We start from the raw sequence: 24,227 nt of genomic DNA, 5'->3' as shown, positions 1-24,227 counted from the left end.
TGATATGTGATACACGATTTCCCCGCGGGGCCGTGTGGGCCGGCCCCGGCACCCGGTCCCGCGGCGATCGCGCCGGCGTGCGCCCGGCGTCGCGCACCCGACGACGTCCCGTCCCGCTCCCCAATAGGATTGGGGCGTCCGCACCCACCGAAGAAACGGTTTGCCGAACATGTCCGCCATCACCCGCGATGAGGTCGCTCACCTCGCCCGGCTGTCGCGGCTGGCGCTGCACGAGGACGAGCTCGACCAGCTCGCCGCCCAGCTCGGGGAGATCATCTCCGCTGTGGCCAAGGTGCAGGAGGTCGCCAAGGGCGACATCCCGCCGACCTCGCACGCCCTGCCGCTGACCAACGTCTACCGCACCGACGAGGCCCGGCCGGGACTGACCCCCGACCAGGCGCTGGCGGGCGCGCCCGCGGTCGAGGATCAGCGGTTCCGCGTCCCGCAGATCCTGGGGGAGGAAGAATGACGGGCACCGACCTCGTCCGGATGGGCGCGGCCGAGCTGGGCGCCGCCATCCGCTCCGGCGCCACCTCGTCGGTCGAGGCCACCGAGGCCTATCTGGACCGCATCGACGGCGTCGACGGCGATATCCACGCGTTCCTGCACGTCGACCGCTCCACCGCGGTGGAGCAGGCGCGCCGGGTCGACGCCCGCCGCGCCGCGGGCGAGGAGCTGGGCCCGCTCGCCGGCGTCCCGGTCGCGCACAAGGACGTGTTCTCCACCTCCGACATGCCCACCACCGCAGCCTCCAAGATCCTGGAGGGCTGGCGGCCCCCCTACGACGCCACGGTGACCGCGCGGCTGCGCGAGGCCGGGCTCGTCATCCTGGGCAAGACCAACATGGACGAGTTCGCCATGGGGTCCTCCACCGAGAACTCCGCCTACGGCGTCACCCGCAACCCCTGGGACCTCAGCCGCATCCCCGGCGGGTCGTCGGGCGGGTCCTCGGCCGCCGTGGCCGCCTTCGAGGCGCCCCTGGCCACCGGCACCGACACCGGCGGATCGATCCGCCAGCCCGCGGCGGTGTGCGGCCTGGTCGGCGCCAAGCCCACCTACGGCGGCTCCTCCCGCTACGGCATGATCGCCTTCGCGTCGTCGCTGGACACCCCCGGCCCCTTCGCCCGCAACGTGCTCGACGCCGCGCTGCTGCACGAGGCGTTCTCCGGGCACGACCCCCGCGACTCCACCTCCATCGACGCCCCCGTCCCCCCGGTGGTCGACGCGGCCCGCCGCGCCGACGTCGAGGGACTGCGGATCGGCGTCGTCAAGGAACTGGGCGGCGAGGGCTACCAGCCCGGTGTCCTCCAGCGCTTCACCGAGGCGGTCGAGCTGCTGGAGTCGCTGGGCGCCAAGGTCGTCGAGGTCTCCTGCCCCAACTTCGACGCCGCGCTGGCCGCCTACTACCTGATCGCGCCGAGCGAGTGCTCCTCGAACCTGGCCCGGTTCGACGCCATGCGCTACGGGCTGCGCGTCGGCGACGACGACTCCCGCAGCGCTGAAGAGGTCATGGCGCTGACCCGCGCCGAGGGGTTCGGGCCCGAGGTCAAGCGGCGGATCATCCTGGGCACCTACGCGTTGTCCAGCGGTTACTACGACGCCTACTACGGGTCGGCGCAGCAGGTGCGCACGCTGATCAAGCGCGACTTCGACGCCGCGTTCGACAACGTCGACGTCCTGGTCTCGCCCACCACGCCCACCACGGCCTTCCCGCTCGGCGAGCGCAGCGACGACCCCATGTCCATGTACCTGGCCGACCTCTGCACGATCCCGGCCAACCTCGCGGGCAACGCCGCCCTGTCGGTGCCGTGCGGGCTCGCCCCCGAGGACGGCCTGCCGGTGGGGCTGCAGATCATGGCCCCGGCGCTGGCCGACGACCGCACCTACCGGGTGGGTGCGGCGGTCGAGGCCGCCCTCGCCGACCGCGACGGCGGCCCGCTGCTCTCCCGCAGCGCCTACGCCGTTTAGGGGCCGCGCGCAGGTCTCTCAGGTCGAGCGGGGGAGGAACAGTGAGCGAGCCGTAGGGGGCGCGGCGCCGGCTGGACTGAGGAGGCGGGTGCGACCGAGGTACGAGGGAGCGCCCGGCGACGAGGGAAGCCGGTGCCTTGAAGCGCCCCCGGAGGCTGAGCGGGAAACACTGAACACGGAAAACGCCCGCCGCCGTATTCCTACGGCGGCGGGCGTTCGCCTTTCCCCTCGCGGGGGAGGCGGTGGTGGCGTTAGCCGTCGATCTCGTCGGCCGCGGCGGCGTTCTTCCGCTTGCGGCTGAAGTACATCGCGGCGCCACCGGCGCCCAGGGCGGCAACGCCCGCGGCGACCAGGCCGCCGATGGCGGCACCGGTCAGCGGCAGGTCATCGCCGGAGCTCGGCGGGGTCGGACGCTCGTCCGGGGTGCTCGGGCTCGGCGACGGGCTGGGGGCCTCTTCGCTCGGGGTGGGCTCCGGCGACGGGGCCTCCTCGCTGGGCGACGGGCTCGGCTGGGGGGCCTCGCCCTCGGTCCAGGTGACGGTGGCCCCGGCGTCGACCTCGGCCTCGCCGCCCTCGGCGGTGATGAGGGTCTGGGTCGGGTCCTGGCCCTCGACGCCCTGGAACAGGCGGCCGGCGTGCACCTCGGTGGAGACCGAGGACGACACGGATGCCTCGCCGGGCTCGGTGCCCTCGGGGACCTCGAAGCCGAAGGTGGTGCCGTTGGAGGCGGTGTCGATGGGCTCGCCGCTCTCCAGGTCGACCAGCTCCACGCCCTCGGGCGCGTCGATGGTGAGCGGCACGGAGTCGGCGCTGGTCTCGACGGTGAACTCGCCGATGGTGCTGCCGGCGGTGCCCTCGGCCGAGCCGGGGGTGATCCGCAGGGAGACGTCGGGCTCGCCGGTCTGCGGCAGGTCCTCGGCGTTGGTGGTGAGGTACTCGTAGAGGGCCGCGACGTTGCCGTCGTTGCCGTCGGAGAGCTCGATCCCGTTGCTGAAGTGCCAGATGGCGGCCTGGGTGCCGGCCAGCGCCTGCTTGTCGTTCAGGCCCTCGACACCGCTGGCCTCGGCGAGGTCGGCGACGCTCAGGCGCGGGAAGGAGTTCTGCAGGATCCAGTGGACCTTGGCCGGCTCGCTGAAGTCGCCCTGGCCGGGGTAGTTCGCCCAGTCGTCCTCTTGGTAGTCCGCGTCGCGGCGGATGCTGGTCTCGAAGTCGATGCAGTAGGTCTGCAGGACCGTGCCGTCTTCGAGGGTGAGGTTGAACAGCGTGGTGCCGACGTTGCCCTGGTCGGTCTTGACCGTGATGCCGTCGAGGGCGTTGCCCGTGTAGCTGCCGCGAGCGCCGTCGGCGAGGGCCGGGGCGGCGGAGAAGCCGAAGGCCAGCGAGGCCGCCGCAGTGGCGGCGACGGCGGCCAGGACCCGGCCGCGGCGCTTGGCGGTGTGGGGGAGTTCAGTGTGGATCAAATTGTGTCCCGGTGAGTTTTTTAGGAGAACCGGACATTGCTGTCACGCCAGTTCGCGGCGGTGTCAGCTGCGGCCGACCGGCGCGGGCACCCACTGGTGCGCAGTGTGCTCGCGGGATCCGGTGCGGTGGTTCGGCCGATCGAATATCGGACGCTTGAGGGGCGCGTCTGGTTGTCGCGAATCCGCGGCAGCGGGGGGCCGCGGTGACGAATCTCAACTACCGCACCGCCAGATACTAGCGACCCGAATCCGGGGTTCCAACATGGTTCGTGGAATTCACACGAATCTGTTGCGCCGTGTCGGTTTCCCGGAACCTCGGCGCGGGCACAAATGATCTTCGTTGCCCGGAAGGGGGCGCGGGCCCCGTGGTGCGGGGGATCCGCCCTCCGATCGCCCGCAATTCGGATGCGTCGGTAAACGGTCCCGACATTGTCCGTAACGACCTGCGGAAATGGTGTCAGCGACGCTTCCGGGACCTGGTCGCGTACATCGCCAGCGCGCCCGCGACCAGCAGCCCGGCGCCGATGGCGATGAGCGCGCCGGCCCAGGTCCCCGTGAACGCCAGATCGCGGTCGGGGTCCCGGTCCTCCGCCTCGACGGCAGGGGACGGCGACGGCGACGGATCGGGGGCCGAGGGGGAGGGCGGGGAAGCGGCCGGCTCCTCGGGAGCGGGCGGGGGCGGCTCCTCCTCCACCGGGGCCGGCGGTGAGCTGCTCCAGTCGACCTTCGCCGTCGCCGTGCTCGGGGAGACCGCCGGCTCGGCGCCGAGCAGCGGCTGTGTCGGCACGCCGTCGCGGCCGGTGAACAGCCGTCCCGGCTCCACCGTGGCGTCGTCGGCCTGCGCGTAGACGGTCGCCACCCCGGCGGGGGCGGCGGGGTCGACGTGCAGGAAGAACTCCTCGCCGTCGGAGGCCCGGGTGATCGTGGCCCCGTCGGCGTCGGCCAGCCGCAGGGCCGACGCCCCCTTGACCGACAGCTCGACCGGCCCGGTGTCGGTCGTGTGCACGGTCAGCGGCCCCAGCGGCTGCGCGGGGTCGCCGCCCTCCAGGCGCGCGGGGGTGACGTCCAGCGCGGGCCGGGGGGCGGGCAGCGCGCCGTGCTCGGCGGCGTCGACCAGGTACCGGTACAGGGCGCCCACGGCCGGATGGTTGCCGCCGCGCCCGCCGGGCCGCGCCGCGAGGTCGGCGCCGTTGGTGTGGTGCCACACGGCGGCCTGCGTGGCGGCGATCGCCCGCTCCTCGTCGAGGCCGGGCACCCCGCTCTCGGTCCCGAGGCGGTCGAGGTCCACGAGCGGGTAGGAGTTGCGCACGATCCAGTTGAGCGGCTCGGCGGCGCCGTCGGGGATGCCGTCGGCCCCGGCCAGGGGCCCTTCGACATAGGGCACCCGCGGGTCGACGACGGCGCTGATGTCGGCGGAGTAGGCGGAGATGGAGACGCCGTCGTCGATGACGATCCGGTACAGCGAGGTCTCGGCGGCCTCGCCGTCGGCGAGGCGCACGGTGGCGCCCGCGACGGGCGCGGGGTCGACCCGTGAAATGCCGTCGGCGGCGGTCGCTGGCGCGACCCCCGTGCCGATGGCCGCCGCGGTACAGAGCACCGCGGTCCAGCGCCGCACGAAGCCGGGCATGGTGGTACAGCTCTCCTGGTGAGAGTGCGGAAGGGGGAGGCGGCCGGATCAGGGATGCGGCTTCCAGGTTAACCGCCGATGCCCGAAAGCCCGGGCGCCGGAGCGCGAGCGACGTCGAATCGTGTGCGTGCTGTGACCTGGCGAGTGCGCTGAGCGGAACATCCCTCGTCACGGGGCCGCGGCCGGGTCCGTCCCCGGGCCCGTCCGGGCATCGGTAGGCTTCGGGGTGTGTCCCCGCCGCCTGCCGATCAGCGGGGCACGCGTCTCAACTGACTTCGACGCCCACGCCGCCGGGCAGAGCGCGGCGGGGCTCTTCGGACACGGAAACGGGTTGTGCGGCGATGGTTGGCGCGGTAACGAATAGCCCTGCCACGAGCGGGGCCACGTCCCCGGTGGCGTTCGACGACGCCATGCACAGGTACGAGCCCGTGCTCGGCCTGGAGACCCACATCGAGCTGGGCACCGCCTCGAAGATGTTCTGCTCGTGCGCCACCGCGTTCGGCGCCGCCCCCAACACCCAGGTCTGCCCGGTGTGCCTCGCGCTGCCCGGGTCGCTCCCGGTGGTCAACGGCACCGCGGTCGAGAGCGCGATCCGCCTGGGCCTGGCGCTGAACTGCTCGATCGCGTCGTGGTGCCGGTTCGCCCGGAAGAACTACTTCTACCCGGACATGCCGAAGAACTACCAGATCTCGCAGTACGACGAGCCCCTGTGCGAGAACGGGTACCTCGACGTCACGGTCGACACCCGCAAGGGGCCCCGCGAGTTCCGCGTCCACATCGAGCGCGTGCACATGGAAGAGGACACCGGCAAGACCAGCCACGTGGGCGGCGCGACCGGCCGTATCCACGGCGCCGACTACTCCCTCGTCGACTACAACCGCGCCGGCATCCCGCTGCTGGAGATCGTCACCAAGCCGATCGAGCACACCGGCGACCTCGCCCCGCTGGTGGCCCGGGCCTACGTCGCGGAGCTGCGCGACCTCGTCCGCGCGCTCGGGATCTCCGATGTGCGCATGGAGGAGGGCTCGCTGCGCTGCGACGTCAACGTCTCGCTGATGGCCCGCGGGACCAGCGTGTGGGGGACCCGCAGCGAGACCAAGAACGTCAACTCCCTGCGCTCGGTCGAGCGCGCCGTCCGCTCCGAGATCGAGCGGCAGGCCGGCGTGCTCGACGCCGGCGGGCGCGTCGTGCAGGAGACCCGGCACTTCCAGGAGAACACCGGGAGCACGATCTCGGGGCGGAGCAAGGAGGAGGCGCAGGACTACCGCTACTTCCCCGACCCCGACCTGGTGCCCGTCGCCCCCTCGGCCGAATGGGTGGAGGAGCTGCGCGCCGCCCTCCCGGAGCTGCCCGCGGCCCAGCGCATCCGCGTCAGGGCCGAGTGGAGCCTGTCCGACGAGGAGCTGCGCGACCTCGTCAACGCCGACGCCATCGAACTGGTGGCCGCCACCGTCGACGCCGGGGCCGCCCCCGCCGACGCCCGCAAGTGGTGGCTGAACGAGCTGTCGCGGCGCGCGACCGAGACCGAGGTCGCGCTGGCCGAGCTGCCGGTCACCCCCGCTCAGGTGGCGCGGATCGTGGCGCTGGTGGCCGAGGGCACGCTCACCAACAAGCTCGCACGCCAGGTGATCGAGGGCGTGCTCAACGGCGAGGGCGAGCCCGATGACGTGGTGGAGGCCCGCGGGCTCAAGGTCGTCAGCGACGACTCCGCCCTCGGCTCCGCCGTGGACCAGGCCATCGCCGACAACCCCGACATCGCGGACAAGGTCCGCGGCGGCAAGGTCGCCGCGGCCGGCGCGCTCGTGGGCGCGGTGATGAAGGCCACGCGGGGCCAGGCCGACGCCGGCCGGGCGCGCGAGCTGATCCTGGAGCGGCTCGCCGCCGGGTGAGCCACCGCGGAGCACCACGAGGTGGATACGCTGGGTGATCGCGTCGTCACCATGTCTCTGCCCCATCTCTATCTCCGCGTGACATTGGGTGAATAGCCTGGCCGGGCGGATCTTGAGGTGTCGCGAAGGGTCGGCCGACGACGCTCCGGTCCCTGGACGCCCCGCTTCCTCCAGGCTGAGGAGGTGCACTTCGATGGCCACGACATCCACGGGCGGACCGGCCGTCGCCCGCCCCGGACACCCCACATACACGCCGGCCGGCTTTGCCCGGCACGGCCCCGGCGACCTACCGTGACCGCGTTCGCGCCGGGGGCGCGTCCCCGGCCTGAGGCGGAGGCCCGCCCTCCGGCCCCAGCGTCCGGCGGGCGCGTCCGCCGCGGGCCGGCCGAGCCGGAGGGAGGCCGTCGCCGTGACGGCGTCCCGCGGGCCGAGCGGACGACCGAACCGTGCGCACCCCCGGGGTGCGGCGGTGACCGGACCGAGACGCGGCGCCCGATCGAGGAGCGAGGGAGGGGCCGTGGCGAAGAGAGCCGTCGCCGTGCGGGCGCCCCGGAGACGGAGCGGGCGACACGGTCCGGCCGAGGAGCGAGGGAGGGGTGTGTGACGAGGGAAGCCGCCGCAGTGGGAGCGCCCTGTAAGCCGCGCGGGCCCCGTGGGCGCGCCCGAGCGGGCGCGGTACCGGGAGGCCCCGGTACCGCGGGGGCCGCCGGGACCGTCCGGGTCCGGCGCCGCGGGGTGCCCGCGCGCGCGGAACGGACGGAGCAGGACCCGCCGGCGCGCCGCGGCGCGGTCGGCCGCCGGAGCGAACCGCGCCGTCCGGGCCCGCGGTGCCGCGCGGCGCTCCCGCGCCCCGCGCGGGAGGCGGCGGGCACGGGGCACCGGGCCATCGCCGCCCACGGGTGCTCCGCCTCCCCTTGGGGAGGCACGCGATGAAGATCGACTCCCGTGTCTGGCTCGGGGGCATCGTCGCCCTCACACTCCTCTACGCCCTGGGCACGCTCACCGGCGACGGCGGCCTGTCGCTGACCGAGCGCCTCGGCAACTGGCCGACCACCATCGCGGCGGGGGCGGCCGCCGTCTCCCTCTTCTACTCCGCCCGCACCCGCGCCGCCTCGGCGGCCGACGGCGAGGCCAACGCCGACGGCGCCGACGGCGCGGCGGCGCTGCGCTTCCTGGGGTTCGCCGCGCTGGCCTGGTTCGCCGGGTCGCTCACCTATGCGGTCACGGGCCTGCTCAGCGCCAACGCCGCGGTCACGCTGACCTTCGGCGACCTGTTCATGCTCTTCGCCCTGCCGCTGTTCGTCCTCGGCTTCATGCGGTTCGCCCCGCTGCCGCGCGGCGTGCGGCCGGCGGTCCGGCACTTCACCGACTGCTACGTCTGCGCGGCCGCGGTGTTCTCGGTGGTGTGGCTGCTGCTGTTCGCCCCGCTCTACAGCGAGCTGGGGGAGGGCGCCGGGTTCCTCGCGTTCGCCCTGGTCTACCCGGTGGCCGACATCGTCGTGCTGTGCCTGCTGGCGCCGTTGGTGGCCACCTCGCCGCACAGCACCCGGCGCGCGGTCCTGCTGGCGATCGGCGCGTTCGTGATCATCTGCGGCGCCGACCTCATCGGCGCGGTCAGCCGGCTGACCGGGGTCGCGCCGGCCGGCGGCATCGAGTACCCGGTGCGGCTGCTGGGGTTCGCGCTGCTCGGCAGCCTGCCGTGGCTGATCCGCGACCGCGCGGGCGCGCAGCCGCGCCGGATCACCGGCCGCGGGCTGTACCGGTTCGCGCCCGAGATCGCGGCGGCCGGGGCGCTCGCCGTGGCGGCGGTCGTGCTGACCATCGGCGGGCTGCGCCTGGAGGGCGTCGCGCCGGTGCTCCCGCTGGCGGCGGGGTCGGCGGTGGTCGTGCTGCTGGTGCGGGTGAGCGGGGTCCTGGAGGAGAACGCCACGCTGAGCCGCATGGTGCTCACCCGCGAGCGCCACTTCCACGAGCTCGCCCACAACAGCGGCGACGTCATCCTCATCCTCGACTTCGACGCCCGGATCTTCTATGTCAGCCCCGGCGCGGCCGAAGCCTTCGGCTACCGGCTCGACGACGTCCTGGCCGAGCCCGTGACCGCGATCGTGCACCCCGAGGACCTGCCGCAGATCCGTGCCGCGATGTCGGACTTCGGGCGCGGGGCCGGGCAGGGGATCCACCTGCGCGTGCGCGTGCGCTCCGGCGACGGCACCTGGCGGCACACCGAGTCCACCGCCTCGCTCTACGAGCAGCCGGGCGAGCCCGACCGGCTGCTGGTGACCACCCGCGACATCAGCGCGCAGGTGGCGCTGGAGGACCAGGTCAACCACTTGACCTTCCACGACGGCATCACCGGCCTGCCCAACCGCGCCTACCTGGAGGAGCGGGCGCGCGAGGTGCTGGCGCGGCGCGAGCACATCGGCGGCGCGCACGAGGTCGCCGCCATCTTCCTGGACCTCGACGGCTTCACCGCCGTCAACGACTCCGCCGGCCACACCTTCGGCGACTACCTGCTGGCGCAGGCGGCCCGGCGGCTGCGCGCCACGACCGACTCCGGTGTCACGCTGGCCAGGTGGGGCGGCGACGAGTTCGCCGTGCTGATCGAGGAGAGCGCCCACGCCCAGCAGGTCGTCGACCTCGCGGAGCGGCTGGCCCGCGTCATCAGCGCCGAGCCCTTCCAGGTGGCCGACCGCGAGGTCGTGCTGACCGCGAGCGCCGGGGTCGCGTTCGCCGAGCGGGGCATCGACAGCGGCGAGCTGCTGCGCAACGCCGACATGGCCATGGCGCGCGCCAAGGAGCAGGGCGGCGGCGGGCGCCTGGAGATCTACGCCGCCGACATGCACGCCCAGGTCGTGAGCCGCCTGGAGCTGCAGACCGAGCTGCGCCAGGCGCTGGCCAACGGCGACTTCCTGCTGGAGTACCAGCCGGTCGTGGACCTGGAGAGCTCCCAGGTCACCGCGGTCGAGGCGCTGGTGCGCTGGCGGCGCGGCGGCGAGCTGGTGATGCCGGACGTGTTCATCGGCCCGGCCGAGCAGTCGGGCCTGATCGTGCCGCTGGGCGAGTGGATCCTGCGCGAGGCGTGCGCGAAGGTGGCGCTGTGGCGCGCCTCCGACTGGGACATCGCGCTGTCGGTGAACCTGTCGGTCAAGCAGGTGCTGCAACCGCGGTTCGTCGAGACCGTCGCCGGCGTCCTGGCCGAGAGCGGCCTGCCGGCCGGGGTGCTGACCATGGAGGTCGACGAGGAGGTGCTGCTGGAGAACCCGGGCGAGGCCGTCGAGCGCCTGTCCGAGCTGCGCCGCCTGGGGGTCCGGCTGGCGATCGACGACTTCGGCATGGGCTACGCGTCGCTGGCGCACCTGCGCCAGCTCCGGGTCGACGCGATCAAGATCGACCCGTCCTTCATCCGCGACCTCGGCACCGACGGCACGGTCACCCTGCTCACCCACACCATCATCCGGCTGGGCCAGGACCTCGGGATGCAGGTCATCGCCGAGGGCATCGAGCGCGCCGAGCAGCTGGAACAGCTGCGCTCCATGGGCTGCGGCTACGGCCAGGGCTTCCTGGTGGCGCGCCCGATGGTCGCCGGCGGCGTCGAGGCGCTGGTGGGCGGCGAGGCGGAGATCGCGCTGTAGGGGGCGGCTAGGGGTCGCACCGCGGCCCCCGCCGGTCCCGGGCGGGGGCGGCGGGAATCCCGTGGTCAGGTCCGGTGTACGGTATGCGGTCCACGGCCCGCCGAACCGGTGTCCGGCGGATCCCCGTGTTTCAGGCGTGCGACAAGGGTGTTCGCCTGCTCCGCGCGACCTGCGCGGAAATCGTATGTTGAGCGTCACATCTCACAACGTGAGACAAAGTGATGTTTCAGTTGACGGGTGACCCGTCCTCGGCCAGAGTTGACAGCGTGCAGAGCAACTTCTTCCTCATTCTCGTACTTGGTCGGCGCGCAGCCGTCTGACCGGGTCATTCGCTGCGCGCTCCCCTCAACCGCATCCCGGCGGTGGGGGGTTTTTTGTTGCCAGGCACACCCGACGACGACCCTCCAAAGGATCTTGTGATGACCGAGCAGATGACCGGAGCCCAATCGCTCATCAGGTCACTGGAGCATGCCGGTGTCGACGTGGTTTTCGGGATCCCCGGCGGTGCGATCCTCCCGGCCTACGACCCCCTCTACGATTCCGCCGCTGTGCGGCACATCCTCATGCGCCATGAGCAGGGCGCCGGGCACGCGGCCGAGGGGTACGCCTATGCCACCGGCCGCCCCGGGGTCTGCATGGCCACCAGCGGGCCCGGAGCGACCAACCTGGTCACCCCGCTCGCCGACGCCCACATGGACTCCGTGCCGATGGTCGCGATCACCGGACAGGTCGCCACCCCCTCCATCGGCACCGATGCCTTCCAGGAAGCCGACATCTGCGGCATCACCCAGCCCGTCACCAAGCACAACTACCTGGTCCGCGATGCCGCCGACATCCCCCGGACCATCGCCGAGGCGTTCCACATCGCCTCCACCGGCCGCCCCGGGCCGGTCCTCGTCGACATCGCCAAGGACGCGCTCCAGGCGACGACCGCCTACACCTGGCCCCAGCGCCTGGACCTGCCCGGCTACCGCCCCGTGAGCAAGCCCCACGGCAAGCAGGTCCGCGAGGCCGCGCGGATGATCGCCGACGCGCGCCGCCCCGTGCTCTACGTCGGCGGCGGGGTGCTGCGGGCCGGCGCCAGCCAGGAGCTGCGCGTCCTGGCCGAACTCACCGGCCTGCCCGTCGTGACCACGCTCATGGCCCGCGGCGTCTTCCCCGACAGCCACCCCCAGCACCTGGGGATGCCCGGGATGCACGGCAGCGTCTCGGCCGTGGGCGCGCTGCAGAAGGCCGACCTGATCGTCGCCCTCGGGGCCCGGTTCGACGACCGCGTCACCGGGAGGCTCGACAGCTTCGCGCCCGACGCCAAGATCGTCCACGCCGACATCGACCCCGCCGAGATCTCCAAGAACCGTCACGCCGACGTCCCGATCGTCGGCGACTGCCGCGAGGTCATCGCCGACCTCGTCGTGGCGGTCCGCCACGACCAGACCGCCGGCCGGCAGGGCGACTACGCCGCCTGGTGGTCACAGCTCAACCGGCTGCGCGAGACCTACCCGCTGGGCTATGACGCGCCCGATGACGGTAGTCTCGCCCCGCAGCAGGTGATCCAGCGCCTGGGCGAGATCGTCGGACCCGACGCCGCCTACGTCGCGGGGGTCGGCCAGCACCAGATGTGGGCGGCCCAGTTCATCGGCTACGAGAAGCCCGGTTCGTTCATCAACTCCGGTGGCCTCGGCACTATGGGCTTCTCGGTGCCCGCTGCGCTCGGAGCCAAGGTCGGCGACCCCGGCCGGACCGTGTGGTCGATCGACGGCGACGGCTGCTTCCAGATGACCAATCAGGAGCTCGCCACCTGCGCCGTCGAGGGCATCCCGATCAAGGTCGCGGTCGTCAACAACGGCAACCTCGGCATGGTGCGCCAGTGGCAGACGCTCTTCTACGAGGGCCGCTACTCCAACACCGACCTCCAGACCGCGCCCAGGGACGAGAAGGTCCGCATCCCGGACTTCGTCCGCCTGGCCGAGGCGTACGGTTGTGTCGGCCTGCGCTGCGAGCGGGCCGAGGACATCGACGCCACCATCGAAAAGGCCATGGCCGTCGACGACGCCCCGGTGGTCGTCGACTTCACCGTCAACCACGACGCGATGGTCTGGCCGATGGTCGGCCCGGGCACCAGCAACGACAGCATCCAGTACGCGCGCGAAATGGCGCCCGACTGGGACGACGAGGACTGACGGGCCTCTAGGGAAGGGCAACGGACTCTCGCATGACCCAGCACACGCTCTCCGTCCTCGTGGAAGACACCCCGGGCATCCTCGCCAGGGCCTCGGCGCTGTTCTCCCGCCGCGGATTCAACATCAACTCCCTCAGTGTCAGCACCACCGAATACGAGGGCCTGTCCCGCATGACGATCGTGGTCAACTGCGACCGCCACCCCTTGGAGCAGGTGACCAAGCAGCTCAACAAGCTGGTCAACGTCATCAAGATCGTCGAGATGGACAACGACGCCTCCGTGCGCAGGGAACTCCTGCTCGCGAAGGTCAAGGCCGACGCCGGCAGCCGACCGCACGTCATCCAGACCGCGGAGCTGTTCCGGGCGCACGTCGTCGACGTCGGACCCGACGTCGTCGTCATCGAGGCCACCGGCAAGCCCGAGAAGCTCGACGCGCTGATCCGCAACCTCGAACCGTTCGGGATCAAGGAACTGGTCAAATCCGGGCTGGTCGCGCTGGGCCGCGGGCCGAGGTCGATCACCGACCGCTCGTTGCGCGCCATCGACCGGAGCGCCTGAGCGCTCCGGCCGCCCGGTCCCACCGCCGACCACCCACCGCCGGCCCGGCCGCCCTGCCGGACCGGCCACAGCCCGCCCATCGACAAGGAGTAAGCCGAAGTGGCAGCAGAGATGTACTACGACGACAACGCCGACCTGAGCATCATCCAGGGACGCAAGGTCGCCGTGATCGGTTACGGCAGCCAGGGGCACGCGCACGCGCTGTCGCTGCGGGACTCCGGCGTGGACGTCCGCGTGGGCCTCGCCGAGGGCTCGGGCAGCCGCGCCAAGGCCGAGGAGGCCGGCCTGCGCGTCGTCACCCCCGCGGTGGCGGCCCAGGAAGCCGACCTGATCATGATCCTGGTCCCCGACCACATCCACCGCGACCTCTACGCCAACGAGATCGCCCCCCACCTCAAGGCCGGCGACGCCCTCTTCTTCGGCCACGGCTTCAGCATCCGCTACGACCTCATCACGCCGCCGGCCGACGTCGACGTCGCGATGGTCGCCCCCAAGGGCCCCGGCCACCTGGTCCGCCGCCAGTTCGAGGAGGGGCGCGGCGTGCCCGTCCTGGTCGCGGTGGAGCAGAACCCCACCGGCGGCGCCTGGGACCTCGCGCTGTCCTACGCCAAGGGCATCGGCGGCACCCGCGCCGGCGCGCTGAAGACCACCTTCACCGAGGAGACCGAGACCGACCTGTTCGGCGAGCAGGCCGTGCTCTGCGGCGGCCTGTCCGAGCTGATCAAGGCCGGGTTCACCACCCTCACCGAGGCCGGCTACCAGCCCGAGGTCGCCTACTTCGAGTGCCTGCACGAGGTGAAGCTGATCGTCGACCTCATGTACGAGGGCGGCATCTCCAAGATGAACTGGTCGGTGTCGGACAACGCCGAGTACGGCGGCTACACGCGCGGCCCGCGCGTGGTCACCGAGCAGACCCGCGAGGAGATGCGCCGCATCCTCGGCGAGATCCGCGACGGCAGCTACGCCCGTGAGCTGGTGGCCGAGTTCGACGCCGGCCGGCCCAACTTCCTCAAGCGCCGCGAGGCCGAGCAGAACGAGCCGATCGAGAAGGTGGGCGCCGAGCTGCGCCCGCTCATGAGCTGGCTGAAGGGCTGAGCCCTCCCGGCGGTCCGCCTCCCCGCGGGGCGGACCGCCGGCCGCAGGTCCACGGCGTGCGCGGCGGCACGGCCACCCCCACCCTTTCCGCTCGCGTTCCCCACCACCGCACTAGACTTCCGGGGACAGTCCACCGGGCCCCGCCGTGGGGCCGCCCCCGGTGCGTCCGCGTCGCAACCCGTATAAGGATCTCGCTGTGCCCAAGCCCGCCGTACTCGTCGCCGAAGAACTCTCGCCCGCCGGCCTCGCCCTGTTGGAGGGGGACTTCGAGGTCCGCCACACCAACGGTGCCGACCGGTCCCAGCTGCTGCCGGCCCTCGCCGACGTCGACGCCCTGATCGTGCGCAGCGCGACCCGGGTCGACGCCGAGGCCCTGGCCGCCGCCCCCCGGCTCAAGGTGGTGGCACGCGCCGGCGTCGGCCTGGACAACGTCGACGTCGAGGCGTCCACCAAGGCCGGCGTGCTGGTCGTGAACGCCCCGACCTCCAACATCGTCAGCGCGGCCGAGCAGGCCGTCAACCTGCTGCTGGCCTCGGCGCGCAACACCGCGCCGGCGCACAACGCCCTCATCAACGGCGAGTGGAAGCGCTCGAAGTACACCGGTGTGGAGCTGTACGACAAGACCGTGGGCGTGGTGGGCCTGGGCCGCATCGGCGCCCTGGTCGCCCAGCGGCTCTCGGCGTTCGGCACCCGGCTGATCTCCTACGACCCGTTCGTGCAGCCCGCGCGCGCCGCGCAGATCGGCGTCGAGATGGTCACCCTGGACGAGCTGCTGGAGCGCAGCGACTTCATCACCATCCACCTGCCCAAGAACAAGGACACCGTCGGCCTCATCGGCGACGACGCGCTGGGCAAGGTCAAGCCGGACGTGCGGATCATCAACGCCGCGCGCGGCGGGATCCTCGACGAGGACGCGCTCTACCGCGCCCTCAAGGAGGGGCGCGTCGGCGGCGCCGGCATCGACGTATGGGCCAAGGAGCCCTGCACCGACAGCCCGCTGTTCGAGTTCGAGAACGTCGTGGTCGCCCCCCACCTGGGGGCCAGCACCCACGAGGCGCAGGAGAAGGCCGGCACGCAGGTGGCGCGCTCGGTGAAGCTGGCGCTGTCCGGCGAGTTCGTCCCCGACGCCGTGAACGTGCAGGGCGGCGCGGTGGCCGAGGAGATCAAGCCGGGGCTCCCGCTGACCGAGAAGCTCGGCCGCATCTTCACCGCCCTCGCCGGCGGTGTGGCCAGCAGCATCGACGTCGAGGTCCGCGGTGAGATCGCGGTGCACGACGTCAAGGTCGTGGAGCTGGCCGCGCTCAAGGGCGTGTTCGGCGACGTGGTCGAGGAGGCCGTGACCTTCGTCAACGCTCCGCTGCTGGCCAAGGACCGCGGGGTCGAGGTCAACCTCGTCACCAGCGAGGACCACTCCGACTGGCGGAACCTGATCACGGTGCGCGGGGTGCTTCCCGACGGCCAGAACGTCTCGGTATCGGGCACGCTGTCGGGGCCGCGGCACACCGAGAAGCTGGTCGGGCTCAACGGCTACACCATGGAGATCACCCTCAGCGAGCACATGGCGTTCCTGTCCTACGACGACCGCCCCGGCATCGTCGGGACCGTGGGCGCGCTGCTCGGCGACGCCGGCGTCAACATCGCGGGCATGCAGGTCAGCCGGGACCAGGAGGGCGGCAAGGCGCTGATCACGCTGACCGTCGACTCCCGCATCCCCGAGGCCACGCTCGGCGCGATCTCCACCGAGATCTCCGCCGAGACCACCCGCCAGGTGGACCTGGACTAGCACCGCCGATCGCGACACCGGGGCCGTCCGCGCACGTCAGTGCGGGCGGCCCCGCGCGTTTCGCGCAACCGCCGACACATAGTCGGACATCCGATATTCTGGTGTCCTAGGAGATGGGCGCGCAGCGATCACGCTGGCCCGTGCCGCCGGACCGCCGAACCCGCGGGCCGGGGGGCGGGGACGCGCCCGCGCACCCGCCCCGCCGCCGGCGCACCGCCCGGCGCGGCGGGCGCCGCCCGGTACGGCGATCCCACCGGGCCCCGCGCGCATCCGTTCCCGTACCGCGCCGACGGGCCGCGCCACCGCGTCCCGCGGCCGCACATCGCGGCTTCATCCGCAACGGCGACCGGCCCGTGCCCGTCCGCCGTACCCGGGGCCGCGCCTCGACTCCAAGGGGGATCCCGTGTACGACCTCACCCCGTCCCGCAACGACGCCGACGACGAGACCGCCCGCGCGCTCCAGGACGCCCTGGACCGCCGCGACAACGGCGGCGGGCCCGCGGGCATCGACCGCTGACCCGCCGCCCTTCCGGTGCCGCGCGGCCGCCGTGCCGTGCGCGGATGCGCCGGTCGGCGGGGTGCGCGCCGCAGCGGGCCGCTAGAATTGTCTCATAAACCGTTCCCTCTGGTCTCATAATGTGAGATGTGAGACGTCAGGGGCCGGCCGACCCGGTGCCCGCCTCCTGGGCGCCGGGCGCCACCGAGACCACCACCGAAGTAGAGGCTGGGCTTATATGGCTGAGCGCACCGTGAAGTTGGCCGTCATCCCCGGCGACGGCATCGGGCCCGAAGTCGTCGCCGAAGGGCTGAAGGTCCTTTCCGCCGCCGCCCCCGCGCACGATCTCGCGCTGGAGACCACCGAATACGAGCTGGGCGCCAAGCGGTGGCACGCCACCGGCGAGACCCTGCCCGACTCCGTCGAGGAGGAGCTGCGCGGCCACGAGGCCATCCTCCTCGGCGCCGTGGGCGACCCCACCGTGCCCAGCGGGGTCCTGGAACGCGGCCTGCTGCTGCGCCTGCGCTTCTCCTTCGCCCACTACGTCAACCTGCGCCCGGTGCGCCTCTACCCGGGGGTGGCCACCCCGCTGGCCGGCACCGTCCCCGAGGACATCGACATGCTCGTCGTCCGCGAGGGCACCGAGGGGCCCTACGCCGGCATGGGCGGCGTGATGCGCAAGGGCACGCCCGGCGAGATCGCCACCCAGGACAGCGTCAACACCCGCTTCGGCGTCGAGCGCGTGGTCCGCTACGCCTTCGCCAAGGCGGCGCAGCGCCCGCGCAAGAAGCTCACCCTGGTGCACAAGGACAACGTGCTCACCTTCGCCGGGGAGCTCTGGCAGCGCGTGGTGCGCGAGGTCGGCGCGGAGTACCCCCAGGTCGCCGTCGACTACCTGCACGTCGACGCCGCCACCATGTTCTTCGTGACCCAGCCGGGGCGCTTCGACGTCGTGGTCACCGACAACCTGTTCGGCGACATCCTCACCGACCTCGGCGCGGCCGTGGCGGGCGGCATCGGACTGGCCGCCAGCGGCAACATCAACCCCGAGAACGCCTTCCCCAGCATGTTCGAGCCCGTCCACGGATCGGCCCCCGACATCGCCGGCCGGGGCGTCGCCGACCCCACCGCCACCATCCTCTCCTCGGCGCTGCTGCTGGACCACCTGGGCCTGCCCGACGCCGCCGGCCGCATCGAGCGCGCCGTCGCCGAGGACCTCCAGGCCCGCGCCAAGGACGGCGGCGAGCGCTCCACCCCACGGATCGGCGACGACATCGCCCGCCGAGTAGCCGAGCAGGGCTGAGCCACGACGCCTCGGCCCTGCCGGCACACCACGGCGCGGCCGGGGCGGACACCGCTGTCATGGGGACTGATGGGCGGCGGGCGTACCGCAGCGGGCGCGGAGCACACCGCGGCGCGCCCGCTGTCCGCTCTCCGGCCGCAGAGGCCGGACCGGCCGCGTCCGTCCACAGGGGCGAACACGGCCTATCCGCGGGTGCGCCCCTTCAGTCAAACTAGATCGCAGGTCGGCGGCGCTGCCGACCTGATGCACCCGAGAGGACTTGACCACCCATGGACAGCAGCACCACCACAAGCGGGTTGACGTTCGACATCCGGCTCTCAGCCCAGCGGAAGACCCCGCAGGAGCGAGCGGAGCTCTTGGACAGTCCCGGGTTCGGCACCGTGTTCACCGACCACATGGTCACCATCCGCTACGCCGAGGGCAAGGGCTGGTACGACCCCCGCCTGGAGCCCTACGGCCCGATCACGCTCGACCCCGCCACCGCCGCGCTCCACTACGCGCAGGAGATCTTCGAGGGCCTGAAGGCCTACCGCCACCCCGACGGCTCCGTCGCCGTCTTCCGGCCCGACGCCAACGCGGCGCGGTTCAACCGCAGCGCGCGGCGCATGGCGATGCCGGAGCTGCCCGAGGACCTCTTCCTCGGCGCCATCACCACCCTGCTCGAACACGACTCCGCATGGGTCCCCACGCAGGACAACAGCAGCCTGTACCTGCGGCCGTTCATGTTCGCCACCGATGTCGGCCTCGGCGTCAACAACCCGTCGCGCAGCTACCTGTTCGTCCTCATCGCCTCCCCCTCGGGGGCCTACTTCTCCGGCGGCGTCCGGCCGGTCACGGTCTGGCTCGGCGAGGACTACACCCGTGCCGCGCCCGGCGGCACCGGCGAGGCCAAGTTCGCCGGCAACTACGCCGCGAGCTTCCTCGCCCAGGCCCAGGCGGTCGAGCAGGGCTGCGACCAGGTCGTCTGGCTCGACGCCGTCGAGCACCGCTGGGTCGAGGAGATGGGCGGGATGAACCTGTTCTTCGTCTTCGGCTCGGGCGACTCCGCGCGCCTGCTCACACCCGCGCTGACCGGAACCCTGCTCCCCGGCATCACGCGCGACTCCCTGCTCGGACTCGCCCCCGAGCTGGGCTATCCGGTCGAGGAGGGCCGCCTGTCCATCGACCAGTGGCGCTCGGCCGCCGAATCCGGCGAGCTCACCGAGGTCTTCGCCTGCGGTACCGCGGCCGTCATCACCCCGGTCGGCCACGTCAAGAGCTCCCACGGCGAATACCCGATCGGCGACGGCTCGCCCGGCCCGGTGACCATGCGCCTGCGCGAGGAGCTCGTCGCCCTCCAGTACGGCACCCGCACCGACCACCACGGCTGGGTGCGCCGCATGGGGTGACCCCGGCGGCGGCCCGGTGACGGCCCGCGGCCCGTCCGGTTCCCCGGCGGGCCGCTCCGCGCCGGGCCCCGCCCGGTGTGCACCGACTGTCCCAATTCGCGTGCCCGCGGTATCAGCATGCGAGACGCATGCCCCCTGAACTCGTACTTCGCCGACGCCCTGTGGCAGACTGGCGCCGTGCCGTCTCAGCTGACGATTATCGTGAGGCGCGCCGGCTGATCACGGACCCCGCCGGCGCGCCGACCTCTCGTGTCCACGAGGGGTCTTTTTTATTGCCCGGCGGGCCGTCAGCGGCACCGGCGACAGCACACCAGCGACCACACCCTTCGTCCACCCGGGAGTTCCGGCCATGCCAGACGACGGTTTCCACGTCTTCGACACCACCCTGCGCGACGGCGCCCAGCGTGAGGGCATCACCCTCACCGTCGCCGACAAGATCGCGATCGCGCGCCTGCTCGACGCGTACGGTGTCGGCTTCATCGAGGGCGGCTGGCCGGGCGCGAACCCCAAGGACACCGAGTTCTTCGAGCGGGCTTCACGAGAGCTCGCGCTGAAGCACGCGCGGCTCACCGCGTTCGGCGCGACCCGCCGTCCCGGTGTGCGGGCGGCCGATGACCCGCAGGTCGCCGCTCTGCGCGACTCCGGCGCGCCGGTCGTCACCCTGGTCGCCAAGAGCGACGGCCGGCACGTCGAGCGCGCCCTGCGCACCACCGGCGAGGAGAACCTGGCGATGATCGCCGACACCGTCGCCCATCTGCGCGCCCACGGGCAGCGCGTCTTCGTCGACTGCGAGCACTTCTTCGACGGCCACCTGTACGACCCCGGCTACGCCACCGCGGTGGTGCGCACCGCAGCCGAGGCGGGCGCCGACGTCGTGGTGCTGTGCGATACCAACGGGGGCATGCTCCCGGAGCGGATCGGCCGCATCGTCGCCGAGGTGCGCGCGGCGACCGGCGCGCGCGTGGGCATCCACGCCCAGGACGACAGCGGGTGCGCCGTCGCCAACACCCTCGCCGCGGTCGACGCCGGGGCCACCCACGTGCAGTGCACCGCCAACGGCTACGGCGAACGCGTGGGCAACGCCGACCTGTTCTCCGTCGTCGCGGCGCTGGCCCTCAAGCACGGCCGCGACGTCCTGCCCGCGGGCTGCCTGGCCGAGACCACCCGGGTCTCCCAGGCCATCGCCGAGCTGGTGAACATCGCCCCCGCCACGCACCAGCCCTACGTCGGCGTGTCCGCGTTCGCCCACAAGGCGGGCCTGCACGCCTCGGCCATCAAGGTCGACCCCGACCTCTACCAGCACATCGACCCGGCCCTGGTGGGCAACGACATGCGGATGCTGGTGTCCGACATGGCCGGGCGCGCTTCGGTGGAGCTGAAGGCCAAGGAGCTGGGGGTCGACCTCGGCGGCGACCGCGAGCTGCTGGGGCGCGTCGTCGACCGGGTCAAGCGCATGGAGCAGGACGGCTACAGCTTCGAGGCGGCCGACGCGTCGCTGGAGCTGCTGCTGCGCGCCGAGCTGGGCCGGCCGGCGCGGTACTTCACCGCGGAGTCCTGGCGGGTGATCACCGAACGGCGGGCCGACGGCGGCGGCATCACCGAGGCGACGGTGAAGCTGGACGTGGGCGGCGACCGCGTCATCGCCACCGCCGAGGGCAACGGCCCCGTCAACGCGCTGGACCGCGCCCTTCGCGCGGCGGCCGAGGGCGCCCACCCGGCGCTGAGCGGGTTCGAGCTGACCGATTACAAGGTCCGCATCCTCGAAGGCGCGTCGGGAACCGACGCGATCACCCGCATCCTCATCACGTTCGGCGACGGGCGCGGCGAGTGGACCACGGTCGGGGTGGGGGAGAACGTCATCGACGCGTCGTGGATCGCGCTGGAGCAGGCGTTCACCTACGGCCTGCTCCGCGGGGAGCGGCCCGAGGGGTGAGGCCGCCCGGCGCGGGGGCGCGGCGCGGTCAGGGGTTCGGCCAGCCGTTGGGCTCGCAGCCGTTCAGGGCGAACGTCTGCTGCTGCATGACGGGCGCGGGAGCGCCGCGGCCGGTGCAGTTCACGTGGCCGTGGCCCAGCGCGTGGCCCACCTCGTGGTTGATCACGTAGATCCGGTAGGTCTCGAGGTCGCCGTCGAAGTGCTCCACCCCGCTCACCCAGCGGTTCTGGTTGATGATGGCCCGGCCGTCCCGGGAGCAGGAGAGGGCACCGCCGGTCCGGAGCGGGGCGCACATCTCGTCAACGGTCTCCGGGGCCGCCAGGGTGACGCGGAAGGCCACCGGCTCGGCGTCGACCCGCTGGAGCGCCACGCCCTCGTCGGCGGCCCAGCCGCGCTCGCCGTCGCCGAGGATCTGCTCGACGGCGGCCGCGAAGTCGCGGGAGTCGCCCGGCAGGCCCTGTTCGACCTCCACGAGGTAGCGCCGAAGGACGCCGTCGCCGACGGCCTCGCCCTCGCCGTCGACGACCTCGAGTTCGCCGCTGCCGCCGCTCACCTCGTCGACGACGGAGCGGAGCAGGACCGGGGGGTCGGCCGGTGGCGCGCCGGGCGCTCCGGGCCCGGTGGCGGTGGCGCGCTCCCCGGACGCGTCCGCCCGGGGTTCGGGATCGGCCCGTTCGAGCACCAGCAGCCCGACGGCCGCCGTGATGACGGCGAGCCCGAGCAGGGACTCCAGTGACCAGCGGCGTCGATGGCGCCCCCGCGGACGCCGTTGTCGTGCCGTATCGGGCTCGGGCGTGGGCAACCGGAATGCCTTTCTGGTCCGGGGTACTGCGTGGTAACAGCATCCCAGAATCAGGGCCCGCCGGGGAGGGGGACACTCCGGAGGGCGGACCGGCCCGCCCCGCGGCCCCGGCGGCCGAGGACTCCGCGCTGCTCAGCGGACTGGCCGGGGTGCGGATGCCCGCGCCCTTCGCTCCGGCCGACCCGCCGCCGGCCGTCGACATCGCCCCGTTCGCCGGCACCTACACGCGCGAAGGCGTCGTCATCACCGTCGGCGAGCGCGACGGCACCCCGCACCTGGTGTACGAGTTCGTCGGCGGCATGAAGGAGCTGTCCCCGCCGCTCGTGGCCGACCTGCTGCCGGTGTCGGAGAGCGTGTTCGCCGCCTCCGGCGCCGGGGCCTTCAGCGAGGACTGGATGCCCGTGGTGTTCTCCGCCCTGCCGGACGGCACCGGCTGCGCCTACATCGGCATGGGCTGCGCGCCCAAGACCGGGTGACCGCATCGGGGGCCGGGCGCGGCGGGTTCAGCGCGCCGCGCCCGGCCCCCTCGAAGGCGGTCCTCAGCCCTGGGCCGACACGTGCTCCACGACCTCGAAGCCCCACAGCTCGCTGGAGGCGGCGGCCGGGCCGCCGTGCCCGTGCCCGTGCCCATGGCCGTGGCCGGCGGGCGCGGAGCCCTCGGAACGGCCTTCGGCGGCCTGGGCGTGCCCGCGCCGGAACGCGTCGCTCTTCAGCCAGTTCTGGAACGATTCCTCGTCGCGCCAGCGGGTGTAGACGAGGTAGCGGTCGGTCCCCTCGACCGGCCGCAGCAGCTGGAACTCCTCGAACCCGGGCTGGTTCTCGACCAGCCCGGCCCGCCCGGCGAACCGCTCTTCCAGCGTCGCCCGGGCGTCCTCGGGAACCGTCAGGACGTTGAACTTCACGATGCTCATGGGACCAGTCTGGCCCACGTCCGCCGAGGGCGGGTGCCGCCCCCGGCTCACGGTTCGGACCGCGGGACCTCGCCCCGCCAGGCGCCCGAAGGCATGCGCCGCGACTCGATGTGGTCCTTGAAGCGCCGCATGTCGTTCTTCGCGCGGTTCTGCACCAGACCGAGCTTGTCGCCGAGCTGCTCCACCGCGCCCTCGGGGACCGTGGTCAGCTGGAGCGTGACCCGGCTCGTGTCCGGGCCGGTCCGGTGGAAGGTCACCACCCCGGCGTGGGTGGTGCCGTCGGTGGTGCGCCAGGCGATGCGCTCGTCGGGCACCTGCTCGGTGATCTCGGCGTCGAACGTCCGCTTCTGTCCGGCGATGTCGATCAGCCAGCTGAGGTGGGTGTCGTCGCGCTGCACCACCTCCGAGACGCCGCCCATGTACTCGGGGAACTCCTCGAACTGGGTCCACTGGTCGTAGGCCGTCCGGACCGGCACGTCGACATCGATCGTCGCCATCACGTCGGACATGTCCTTAACCTCCGTCGTCGCTTCTTCGCGGCATGTGCCGGGCAGCGGCGGTCCGCCGGAACGGGGCCGTCGCGCGACGGGAAGGGGTGGGGGTCCACCGCTGTCGCCCCGTTGTCCCGGGGCGCCGTCCTCGCGGATACGCCGCGCCCTCGGCGGTGCGGCTACCCCCCGGCGGTGCCGGATAACGTCCACCGCGTCCGCGGACGGCGTCCGCGGACGCCGAGCCTGCTCGGAGGGGGCGGCGTCAGTCCGGCGTCGTCCACGCGGCCTCGACGTGCTTCTTGAAGCTCACCAGGTTGTCCCTGGTGCGCTCCTTCTCCAGCCCCGGCTGGTCGCCGAACTGCCCCATGTCGCCCTCGGGGAACGTGCTGTGCTGGAGGGTGATCCGGCACGTCGCATCGCCGGTCGGCCGGAAGGTCACGATTCCGGCGAAGTCGCCGTTCGTGCCGCGCCAGGAGATCCGCTCACCGGGGACCTGCTCGGTGATCTCGGCCTCCATCGTCTGCCTCCGGCCGGTGGCGTCGAGGAGGGTCCACTTCAGGCTGAGCTCGTCAGGGTGGTCGAACGCGAGCACCGTGGGCATGAAGTCGGGGAACTCCTCGAACCGGGTCCACTGGTCGTAGGCGACCCGGGCCGGTACGGCCGCATCGACGGCGACACTCACGTCGGCCACGCGGGTACCTCCTCGTCGCGG

18 protein-coding genes are annotated in these 24,227 nt (G+C 72.7%); 12 read left to right on the top strand and 6 right to left on the bottom strand.

What is annotated here, in order from left to right; genetic code table 11:
- Positions 1–169: 169 nt before the first annotated feature.
- Both gatC and gatA read left to right on the top strand, forming a co-directional pair.
- Positions 170–469: an Asp-tRNA(Asn)/Glu-tRNA(Gln) amidotransferase subunit GatC gene (gene gatC / locus ACFO4E_RS13590; RefSeq protein ID WP_378574466.1), complete on the top strand. Its 300-nt coding sequence runs from the start codon at positions 170–172 to the stop codon at positions 467–469.
- Positions 466–1,968 carry an Asp-tRNA(Asn)/Glu-tRNA(Gln) amidotransferase subunit GatA gene (gene gatA / locus ACFO4E_RS13585; RefSeq protein ID WP_378574464.1) on the top strand — a complete coding sequence of 501 codons (1,503 nt, stop codon included), beginning with the start codon at positions 466–468 and terminating at the stop codon, positions 1,966–1,968. Before gatC ends, gatA begins: the two co-directional genes overlap by 4 nt.
- Before the next feature lie 251 nt (positions 1,969–2,219).
- On the opposite strand, the gene ACFO4E_RS13580 is transcribed toward gatA, so the two are convergent.
- Together ACFO4E_RS13580 and ACFO4E_RS13575 are read right to left on the bottom strand one after the other, a co-directional pair.
- Positions 2,220–3,428, bottom strand: coding sequence for a thioester domain-containing protein (locus tag ACFO4E_RS13580; RefSeq protein ID WP_378574462.1), 1,209 nt, complete (start codon positions 3,426–3,428; stop codon positions 2,220–2,222).
- A gap of 457 nt (positions 3,429–3,885) precedes the next feature.
- Positions 3,886–5,055: a thioester domain-containing protein gene (locus ACFO4E_RS13575; protein WP_378574460.1), complete on the bottom strand. Its 1,170-nt coding sequence runs from the start codon at positions 5,053–5,055 to the stop codon at positions 3,886–3,888.
- Between the two features lie 341 nt (positions 5,056–5,396).
- Between ACFO4E_RS13575 and gatB the strand changes: the two genes are divergently transcribed.
- The 9 genes from gatB (at position 5,397) to cimA (ending at position 21,311) form a co-directional block, all read left to right on the top strand.
- Entirely contained in the window at positions 5,397–6,944 is a 1,548-nt protein-coding gene (gene gatB / locus ACFO4E_RS13570) for an Asp-tRNA(Asn)/Glu-tRNA(Gln) amidotransferase subunit GatB (RefSeq protein ID WP_378574459.1), read from the top strand.
- 929 nt (positions 6,945–7,873) lie between these two features.
- Positions 7,874–10,576, top strand: a complete 2,703-nt coding sequence (locus tag ACFO4E_RS13565; protein WP_378574457.1) for a putative bifunctional diguanylate cyclase/phosphodiesterase — start codon at positions 7,874–7,876, stop codon at positions 10,574–10,576.
- A 419-nt stretch (positions 10,577–10,995) separates the two neighbouring features.
- Positions 10,996–12,756 carry an acetolactate synthase large subunit gene (locus ACFO4E_RS13560; RefSeq protein WP_378574455.1) on the top strand — a complete coding sequence of 587 codons (1,761 nt, stop codon included), beginning with the start codon at positions 10,996–10,998 and terminating at the stop codon, positions 12,754–12,756.
- Positions 12,757–12,788: 32 nt separating this feature from the next.
- Positions 12,789–13,313 carry an acetolactate synthase small subunit gene (gene ilvN / locus ACFO4E_RS13555; RefSeq protein WP_378574453.1) on the top strand — a complete coding sequence of 175 codons (525 nt, stop codon included), beginning with the start codon at positions 12,789–12,791 and terminating at the stop codon, positions 13,311–13,313.
- A gap of 99 nt (positions 13,314–13,412) precedes the next feature.
- On the top strand, positions 13,413–14,408 hold the full coding sequence (ilvC, locus tag ACFO4E_RS13550) for a ketol-acid reductoisomerase (protein WP_378574451.1): 996 nt from the start codon (positions 13,413–13,415) through the stop codon (positions 14,406–14,408).
- A gap of 196 nt (positions 14,409–14,604) precedes the next feature.
- A complete protein-coding gene (gene serA / locus ACFO4E_RS13545; protein WP_378574449.1) occupies positions 14,605–16,191 on the top strand; it encodes a phosphoglycerate dehydrogenase in 1,587 nt (528 codons plus the stop codon).
- 734 nt (positions 16,192–16,925) lie between these two features.
- Entirely contained in the window at positions 16,926–17,990 is a 1,065-nt protein-coding gene (locus ACFO4E_RS13540; RefSeq protein WP_378574447.1) for a 3-isopropylmalate dehydrogenase, read from the top strand.
- 269 nt (positions 17,991–18,259) lie between these two features.
- Complete coding sequence (locus ACFO4E_RS13535) at positions 18,260–19,378, top strand: branched-chain amino acid aminotransferase (RefSeq protein ID WP_378574445.1); 1,119 nt, start codon at positions 18,260–18,262, stop codon at positions 19,376–19,378.
- A gap of 349 nt (positions 19,379–19,727) precedes the next feature.
- Entirely contained in the window at positions 19,728–21,311 is a 1,584-nt protein-coding gene (gene cimA, locus ACFO4E_RS13530) for a citramalate synthase (protein WP_378574444.1), read from the top strand.
- Between the two features lie 28 nt (positions 21,312–21,339).
- Here cimA and ACFO4E_RS13525 read toward each other — a convergent pair whose 3' ends face one another.
- Positions 21,340–22,113 carry a DUF3152 domain-containing protein gene (locus tag ACFO4E_RS13525; protein WP_378574442.1) on the bottom strand — a complete coding sequence of 258 codons (774 nt, stop codon included), beginning with the start codon at positions 22,111–22,113 and terminating at the stop codon, positions 21,340–21,342.
- Between the two features lie 5 nt (positions 22,114–22,118).
- On the opposite strand from ACFO4E_RS13525, the gene ACFO4E_RS13520 reads away from it, so the two are divergent.
- Positions 22,119–22,589, top strand: coding sequence for a hypothetical protein (locus tag ACFO4E_RS13520; RefSeq protein ID WP_378574440.1), 471 nt, complete (start codon positions 22,119–22,121; stop codon positions 22,587–22,589).
- A gap of 63 nt (positions 22,590–22,652) precedes the next feature.
- Here ACFO4E_RS13520 and ACFO4E_RS13515 read toward each other — a convergent pair whose 3' ends face one another.
- From ACFO4E_RS13515 to ACFO4E_RS13505, 3 genes are all read right to left on the bottom strand, one after another.
- Positions 22,653–23,024, bottom strand: a complete 372-nt coding sequence (locus ACFO4E_RS13515; RefSeq protein WP_378574439.1) for an antibiotic biosynthesis monooxygenase family protein — start codon at positions 23,022–23,024, stop codon at positions 22,653–22,655.
- Positions 23,025–23,071: 47 nt separating this feature from the next.
- Entirely contained in the window at positions 23,072–23,533 is a 462-nt protein-coding gene (locus tag ACFO4E_RS13510; protein WP_378574437.1) for an SRPBCC family protein, read from the bottom strand.
- Positions 23,534–23,777: 244 nt separating this feature from the next.
- Complete coding sequence (locus ACFO4E_RS13505; protein ID WP_378574436.1) at positions 23,778–24,206, bottom strand: SRPBCC family protein; 429 nt, start codon at positions 24,204–24,206, stop codon at positions 23,778–23,780.
- Positions 24,207–24,227 lie beyond the last annotated feature (21 nt).

The organism is Nocardiopsis mangrovi (genome assembly GCF_042653925.1).
Classification (GTDB): domain Bacteria; phylum Actinomycetota; class Actinomycetes; order Streptosporangiales; family Streptosporangiaceae; genus Nocardiopsis_B; species Nocardiopsis_B mangrovi.
This window is presented reverse-complemented; position numbering and strand designations above follow the sequence as displayed.

Excerpts from the sequence above, each read along its gene's own strand:
- gatC (WP_378574466.1), top strand. The coding sequence starts at position 170 with ATGTCCGCCATCACCCGCGATGAGGTCGCTCACCTCGCCCGGCTGTCG.
- gatA (WP_378574464.1), top strand. The coding sequence starts at position 466 with ATGACGGGCACCGACCTCGTCCGGATGGGCGCGGCCGAGCTGGGCGCC.
- ACFO4E_RS13575 (WP_378574460.1), bottom strand. The coding sequence starts at position 5,055 with ATGCCCGGCTTCGTGCGGCGCTGGACCGCGGTGCTCTGTACCGCGGCG.
- gatB (WP_378574459.1), top strand. The coding sequence starts at position 5,397 with ATGGTTGGCGCGGTAACGAATAGCCCTGCCACGAGCGGGGCCACGTCC.
- ACFO4E_RS13565 (WP_378574457.1), top strand. The coding sequence starts at position 7,874 with ATGAAGATCGACTCCCGTGTCTGGCTCGGGGGCATCGTCGCCCTCACA.
- ACFO4E_RS13560 (WP_378574455.1), top strand. The coding sequence starts at position 10,996 with ATGACCGAGCAGATGACCGGAGCCCAATCGCTCATCAGGTCACTGGAG.
- ilvN (WP_378574453.1), top strand. The coding sequence starts at position 12,789 with ATGACCCAGCACACGCTCTCCGTCCTCGTGGAAGACACCCCGGGCATC.
- ACFO4E_RS13540 (WP_378574447.1), top strand. The coding sequence starts at position 16,926 with ATGGCTGAGCGCACCGTGAAGTTGGCCGTCATCCCCGGCGACGGCATC.
- ACFO4E_RS13535 (WP_378574445.1), top strand. The coding sequence starts at position 18,260 with ATGGACAGCAGCACCACCACAAGCGGGTTGACGTTCGACATCCGGCTC.
- cimA (WP_378574444.1), top strand. The coding sequence starts at position 19,728 with ATGCCAGACGACGGTTTCCACGTCTTCGACACCACCCTGCGCGACGGC.
- ACFO4E_RS13520 (WP_378574440.1), top strand. The coding sequence starts at position 22,119 with ATGCCTTTCTGGTCCGGGGTACTGCGTGGTAACAGCATCCCAGAATCA.
- ACFO4E_RS13515 (WP_378574439.1), bottom strand. The coding sequence starts at position 23,024 with ATGAGCATCGTGAAGTTCAACGTCCTGACGGTTCCCGAGGACGCCCGG.
- ACFO4E_RS13510 (WP_378574437.1), bottom strand. The coding sequence starts at position 23,533 with ATGTCCGACGTGATGGCGACGATCGATGTCGACGTGCCGGTCCGGACG.